The organism is Haladaptatus sp. W1, from assembly GCF_001723155.1.
Classification (GTDB): domain Archaea; phylum Halobacteriota; class Halobacteria; order Halobacteriales; family Haladaptataceae; genus Haladaptatus; species Haladaptatus paucihalophilus.
Map to the genome: position 1 here is coordinate 1 of NZ_MEIH01000168.1, position 6205 is coordinate 6205.

Annotated in this window: 5 protein-coding genes and 1 pseudogene; 4 read left to right on the forward strand and 2 right to left on the reverse strand. The window is 63.3% G+C overall.

Annotation, left to right across the window (positions count from 1 at the left end; all coding sequences use genetic code 11):
- Positions 1 to 104: 104 nt before the first annotated feature.
- On the reverse strand, positions 105 to 701 hold the full coding sequence (locus tag BG842_RS08875; protein WP_069450485.1) for an aminodeoxychorismate/anthranilate synthase component II: 597 nt from the start codon (positions 699 to 701) through the stop codon (positions 105 to 107).
- Positions 698 to 2181, reverse strand: a pseudogene (locus BG842_RS08880) (anthranilate synthase component I family protein). Before BG842_RS08880 ends, BG842_RS08875 begins: the two are co-directional and overlap by 4 nt.
- Before the next feature lie 255 nt (positions 2182 to 2436).
- Between BG842_RS08880 and BG842_RS08885 the strand changes: the two are divergent.
- From BG842_RS08885 to BG842_RS08900, 4 genes are all read left to right on the forward strand, one after another.
- The gene (locus tag BG842_RS08885) at positions 2437 to 3303 is read left to right on the forward strand and encodes an aminotransferase class IV (protein WP_069450486.1); all 867 of its coding nucleotides are present in this window, start codon (positions 2437 to 2439) and stop codon (positions 3301 to 3303) included.
- 172 nt (positions 3304 to 3475) lie between these two features.
- On the forward strand, positions 3476 to 4408 hold the full coding sequence (locus tag BG842_RS08890; RefSeq protein ID WP_069450487.1) for a complex I NDUFA9 subunit family protein: 933 nt from the start codon (positions 3476 to 3478) through the stop codon (positions 4406 to 4408).
- A gap of 48 nt (positions 4409 to 4456) precedes the next feature.
- The gene (gene cyaB, locus BG842_RS08895; RefSeq protein WP_069450488.1) at positions 4457 to 4996 is read left to right on the forward strand and encodes a class IV adenylate cyclase; all 540 of its coding nucleotides are present in this window, start codon (positions 4457 to 4459) and stop codon (positions 4994 to 4996) included.
- Between the two features lie 65 nt (positions 4997 to 5061).
- Positions 5062 to 6205, forward strand: a 1144-nt coding sequence (locus tag BG842_RS08900; RefSeq protein ID WP_069450489.1) for a methionine adenosyltransferase, incomplete at its 3' end; no start/stop codon positions are given.

The window sequence follows — 6205 nt, forward strand, 5'->3', positions numbered from 1 at the left end:
ACGAGGGACACAACCAGACGACGATAGTAGGAAAGTAGTGGCTGGAGGACGATGATGGCCGGACAAAATAGGGATTGATACGTCCGAAATCGTCCCCTTCCCGTCTACACGTCGGCGAAGGAGTCCGTCCGACACTTTCGGCAGAACGTCCGTATCAGCCGCTTCCCCGGCGGGGTCAGAACGCTCTCGGGATGGTACTGGATTCCGATGTGGGGTTTCGACTCGTGGCGGACGCTCATCACGACGCGCTCGTCTTCGTCTCCCTTGGTGTTCCCCGTCACCCGGAGCGAATCCGGGAGCGTCCCGCTCTGGACCGCGAGGGAGTGATATCGACCGACACGGAAGGGACTCGGCACGCCCTCGTAGATTCCCTTCCCGTCGTGGTTGATCTCCGACGATTTGCCGTGCACGACTTCCGGGGCGTGTCCGACCGTCGCCCCCTCCGCCGCACACAGCGCCTGATGGCCCAGACAGACGCCGAGGGCCGGTATCCGCGTCTCCTCGAAAATCGGGATGGAGACGCCCGCCTCTTGCGGCGTTCCGGGACCCGGGGACACGACGATTCCGTCGGGGTCGAGTTCGCGGATTTCATCGATGGTTGTCGCGTCGTTCCTGCGGACGACGATCTCTTCGGCGAACTCGCCGATGTACTGCACGAGGTTGTACGCGAACGAGTCGTAGTTGTCTATCACCAGAATCATTGGGCGTCACCCACTTCGAGTTCGAGTTCCGCGTCGTCGTCGAGCGCGTCGCTGACGGCGTTGATGAGCGCGCGTCCCTTGTCGAGCGTCTCGTAAAACTCCGCGACCGGCTCCGAATCGTGAACGATACCCGCTCCGACGCGGAGGTAGTACCGCCCCGACGTCCGAACGAGCGTCCGAATCGTCATGTTCAGCGTCGCTCGCTCGTCGAACCCGAGCACGCCGATAGCGCCGGTGTACGGCCCGCGGCGGGTGAACTCCACTTCGTCGATGATCTCCATCGTTCGCGGCTTCGGTGCCCCCGTGATGGTCCCGCCGGGGAAGACGGCGGCGATGGAGTCGGGAATCGATTGGTCGTCTCGCCGGACGCCCTCGACCACCGAAACCGTGTGCATCACTTCCGAATAGCGGTCGATGCGCCTGAAATCCGTCACCTCCACGCTCCCGTACTCGGCGACTTTCCCGAGGTCGTTTCGTTCGAGGTCGACGAGCATGGTGTGTTCCGCGTGTTCCTTTTCGTTCGCTAGCAGGTCCGCTTCGAGTTCCTCGTCCTCCTCCGCCGTCTCCCCGCGCGGTCGCGTTCCCGCGATGGGTTCCGTGACGAGACGACGGGCCTCACAATCCAAGAGCAACTCCGGACTCGTGCTGACCAGATCGACACCCGGGAATTCCAAAATTCCGGAGTACGGTGCGGGATTCACTTCCCTGAGCGCGCCGAAGACGTTCGTGGGATGGACCGCGGCGGGTGCGGAGAGCCGCTGGGAGATGTTCGCTTGGAAGGTGTCTCCGTCTCGAATGTACCGTTTCACGGTCCGAATCCGGTCGCTGTACTCTTCCTGCCCGACCTCGTTTTGGAACGTTATCGGTCCATCGACGGGGGGGCGCTCGACCGACGGGTCGCCGTCCCGAATCCGCTCCATGTGCGCTTCGAGGCGGCTCCGGGCGTCTGCGTACACCGACGCAAAATCGTCGTCGGGGCGACCCGCGGACAGCACGTGATTCGAAGTTCCGTCCCGTCGCCGTCGCGCGGCTCTTTCCACGCCGAAACTAAATCGTACACGCCGAACTGGAGACGCGGGAGCGTCCTGTCGTCGTCCGTGGTGTCCGGGAGGTCCTCCAACTCCCGTGCGATGTCGTACGACAGCCATCCGAACGCGCCGCACGGATACGGGACGTCACAGTCGCCGCGGACCAATCGCTCGCCGTTCAACAACTCCTCCAGTCGCTCGAAGCTGTCCGGTTCGTCGTCGGACTTCGTGAGCCAGTAGGCCGGTTCGATACCGAAATATCCCCATCCGTCCTGACCGCCGGTCGTCTCCAGATAGGCACCCTCCGAATCGAACCGCGCCTTTCGGTACGCGGTGTAGGGGTCGTCGACAGTTATTCGCACTTCGACCGGGATTCGAGCCACTCTCTCCAAGCCGCTCGCTACCGATTCGAACTCGTCCTTTCGAGTGATTACAGATATTTCGTCGACCATTTGGTGCTCACACCGACGTGTTCTGTCCCGGTCATCGTCCGTTCTTCCGAGATTCGCAACCATAACTGTTTCAATACGCAAAATCGACCTTCGAGTTATCTCTCGATAGACCGATATCTCGCACGGGTTCTTCGTGTCGGTTCGGTACGAATCGGCAGCGAGAATATATACGGGAAACCGGTACATTCCTCTGACTGTGAAAGAGAACCGCCGACTACACCGAGCAACGTCGTTCCGTACCATCGAAAAACATCCATGAGTGAATTGCAGTACCGCGTCGACGGGGAACTCGTTCCGGCATCCGAGGCAACCGTGTCCGTCACGGACAGGGGATTCAAGTACGGGGACGCCGCCTTCGAGACGCTCCGGTCGTACGACGGCACTCCGTTCGAGTGGGACCGACACTACGACCGCCTCCAGCGGACCTGTGACCTCCTGAACTTCGACCACGGATACGAACGGGGAGAGTTGCTGGACCACGTTCGGAGGACGTTGCGAGCCAACGGATTTTCGGAGGCGTACATCCGACTCACCGTTACGCGAGGGGAGCACTCGGGGAAACTCGCCCCGCCGACCGACCCGTCTCCAACGCTGGTGATTCTCGTTTCGGAACTCCCCCGGAGCGGGGTCGGAGGGTCGCCCGTCTGGGATTCCCCCGCCGAAGTCGAAATCGTCGATACCGTTCGAATCCCGGATTCGGCGGTCCCGGCGGCCGCAAAGACGCACAACTATCTCAACGGCATCCTGGCTCGAAGCGAGTCGGAGGGGGACGAAACGCTCATGCTCGACGTGGACGGAAACCTCACCGAAGGGGCGACCAGCAACCTCTTTTTCTGTGACGACGGGGTACTCAAGACGCCCTCCCTCGACGGGCCGGTGCTTCCGGGAATCACTCGGGACGTCGTGCTCGAACTGGCGAGGGAACGCGATATCGCGGTGGAGAGAGACACGTATCGCCCGGACGACCTCTACCGTGCGGACGACGCGTTCGTGACGAACACCACGTGGGAAGTGCGGCCGGTCACCCGCGTCGGGGACCGACGGTTCGACACCAGCGAGTTGACCCGAACGATACGGGACGCGTTCGACGCCCGCGTGGAGTCGGAGTATGGAGGAACCTGAGCCAGTGGGCTAGGTCGATTGTAGACCGGCCGTTCGTCGGTATCGACGACGAGAAATGACGGAGGCGACTCACGGACGACCCGACGAGAGAGAACGGGGGGATTCGCGAACGACGACCCGTGGCGAACACGTCAGGGAGTGTCGTCAAGCCCCTGACCGACGAAGGGGTAGTATGCGAGTACTCATCGTCGGCGGCAGCGGGTTCGTCGGAACGGCGCTCACGGAGGAACTGCACGGACGGGGACACGACGTGACGGTGCTTTCGCGCTCGCCGCGGGAGTCCGACCTCCCGGCCGGAGTCGAGACGGTCGCGGGCGACGTAACCGACTACGAAAGCATCGACGGTGCGTTTTCGGGGCGGGACGCCGTGGTCAACCTCGTCGCGCTCTCGCCGCTGTTCAAGCCGCCGAGCGGCGCGAGCCACGAGTCGGTTCACCTCGGCGGGACGGAAAACGTCGTTCGGGCGGCCGAAGAGCACGGCGTCCCGAAACTCGTCCAGATGAGCGCGTTGGGTGCCGACCCGGACGGAACGACCGCCTACATCCGGGCGAAGGGCGAAGCCGAGGAAGTCGTCCGCGACTCGTCGTTGGAGTGGGTCATCGTCCGCCCGTCGGTCGTCTTCGGCGACGGCGGCGAGTTCGTCTCGTTCACGAAGGTGCTCACCACGCCGTACGTGACGGGACTGCCGGGCGGCGGGAAGACGCGGTTCCAGCCGATTTGGGTGGGCGACCTCGCGCCGATACTGGCCGACTGCGTGGAGGACGACGACCATCTCGGACGCGCCTACGACCTCGGCGGACCCGAGGTGCTCACCCTCGCCGACGTGGCGAAACTCGCCTATCGCGCCGACGGGAAGTCGGTCGCCGTCCTGCCGATTCCGATGCCGCTCGCCGGAATCGGGCTGACGGTCGCGGACGCGATTCCGTTCGTTCCCATGGGTTCGGACCAGTATCGGTCGCTGAAGTTCGACAACACGGTGTCGGAAAACGACGTTCGGGCGTTCGACCGCGAGGCGGGCGACTTGCGAACTCTCGCCGACTATCTCGGCGTCGCGGGTGGAGCGAACGGAGCGGAACGGGACACTGCGGCGACGCGAGCGGCGTGATTTCGCCGACACGGTGTGCTTTTGACTCCCGCCCCCTTCGTCCCGAGCATGTACGAAGTCGAAGTGAAGGTCCGGGCCGACCACGAGACGGTCCGGGAACGCCTTCGCGAACTCGACGCCCGCTCGCTCGGCACGGTGACCCAGGAGGATTTCTACTACGACGCCCCCCACCGTGACTTCGCGGAGACCGACGAAGCGCTCCGCATCCGCCGGGAGGCGGACGACGACGACGCGGTGGAGGTCGTGACCTACAAGGGGCCGTTGGTCGAGCAGGAATCGAAGACGCGCAAAGAACACGAGACCGTGGTCGGCAACGGGGAAACCGTGGATCAACTGCTCTCCGCGCTCGGGTTCGAGTCGGCGGCCACCGTCCACAAGGAACGCGAACGCTACGAACTGGATAGCTACGTCGTCAGCCTCGACGCCGTGACGGGGCTCGGCGAGTTCGTCGAGGTCGAAACCGAGACGAACGAAGCGGGTGTCGAATCCGCCCGCGTGGGGGCCTACGCGGTCTTTCACGAACTCGGTCTCGACCCCGACGACCAGATACGAACGTCGTATCTCGGACTGCTACTCGAAGATGAGTAACGGTAATATCCGTGGTCGAAAGCGTTTCCGCAAGTTATAGAATCCGTGACTGCGAATCCGATATAATGACCGAGCGGAACATTCAGGTGGAACCTATCGACCGTCGGGCGGTCGAAGATCAGGACATCGAAATCGTCGAACGAAAGGGAATCGGCCACCCCGACTCCATCTGTGACGGTATCGCGGAAGCGGTCTCTAGCGAGCTCTCGCAGACGTATCTCGATCGCGTGGGCAAAGTCCTCCACTACAACACCGACGAGACGCAACTCGTCGCCGGGAGTTCGAACCCGCGGTTCGGCGGCGGCGAACTGATCGAACCCATCTACATCCTCATCGTCGGCCGCGCGACAAAGGAGTACGACGGAACGAAAATCCCGACCGACACCGTGGCGCTCGACGCCGCGCGCGAGTACCTCCACGAGAACATCCCCGAACTCGACGTCGGCCGTGACGTCATCATCGACGTGAAACTCGGCGAGGGAAGCGGCGACCTCCAAGACGTCTTCTCCGAGGAGGGCGCGACGGTTCCGATGGCGAACGACACGAGTTTCGGCGTCGGCCACGCCCCCCTCTCCGAAACCGAACAAATCGTGCTGAACGCCGAACGACGGCTCAACGGCGAGTTCGCGGCGGACAACCCCGCACTCGGCCCCGACGTGAAAATCATGGGCAAGCGCGAGCGCGACACCATCGACGTGACCGTCGCCGCCGCGATGGTGGACAAATACGTCGAAAACCGCGTGGAGTACGACGCGATGGTCGAGGCGGTCCGCGATTACACCCATCAGGTCGCGAGCGAGTACACCGACCGCGAGGTGAACGTCTACGTCAACACCGCCGACGACGACGAGAGCATCTACCTCACGACGACCGGCACCAGCGCCGAGATGGGCGACGACGGCTCCGTCGGCCGCGGCAACCGCGCGAACGGCCTCATCACGCCGAACCGCTCGATGAGCATGGAAGCCACGAGCGGCAAAAATCCCGTCAACCACATCGGGAAGATTTACAACCTGCTGAGCACGGAAATCGCCGAAACCGTCGTCGCCGAAGTGGACGGCATCCGCGACATGCGGGTTCGCCTCCTCTCGCAAATCGGCCGCCCCATCGACGAACCGCACGTGGCGGACGCCCACGTCGTCACCGAGGAAGGCGTCGAACTGAGCGACATCGAACCCGAAATCGTGGACATCGTGGACGAGGAACTGG

Coding starts and splice junctions, on each gene's coding strand:
- BG842_RS08875 (WP_069450485.1), bottom strand. CDS start 701: ATGATTCTGGTGATAGACAACTACGACTCGTTCGCGTACAACCTCGTG.
- BG842_RS08885 (WP_069450486.1), top strand. CDS start 2,437: ATGAGTGAATTGCAGTACCGCGTCGACGGGGAACTCGTTCCGGCATCC.
- BG842_RS08890 (WP_069450487.1), top strand. CDS start 3,476: ATGCGAGTACTCATCGTCGGCGGCAGCGGGTTCGTCGGAACGGCGCTC.
- cyaB (WP_069450488.1), top strand. CDS start 4,457: ATGTACGAAGTCGAAGTGAAGGTCCGGGCCGACCACGAGACGGTCCGG.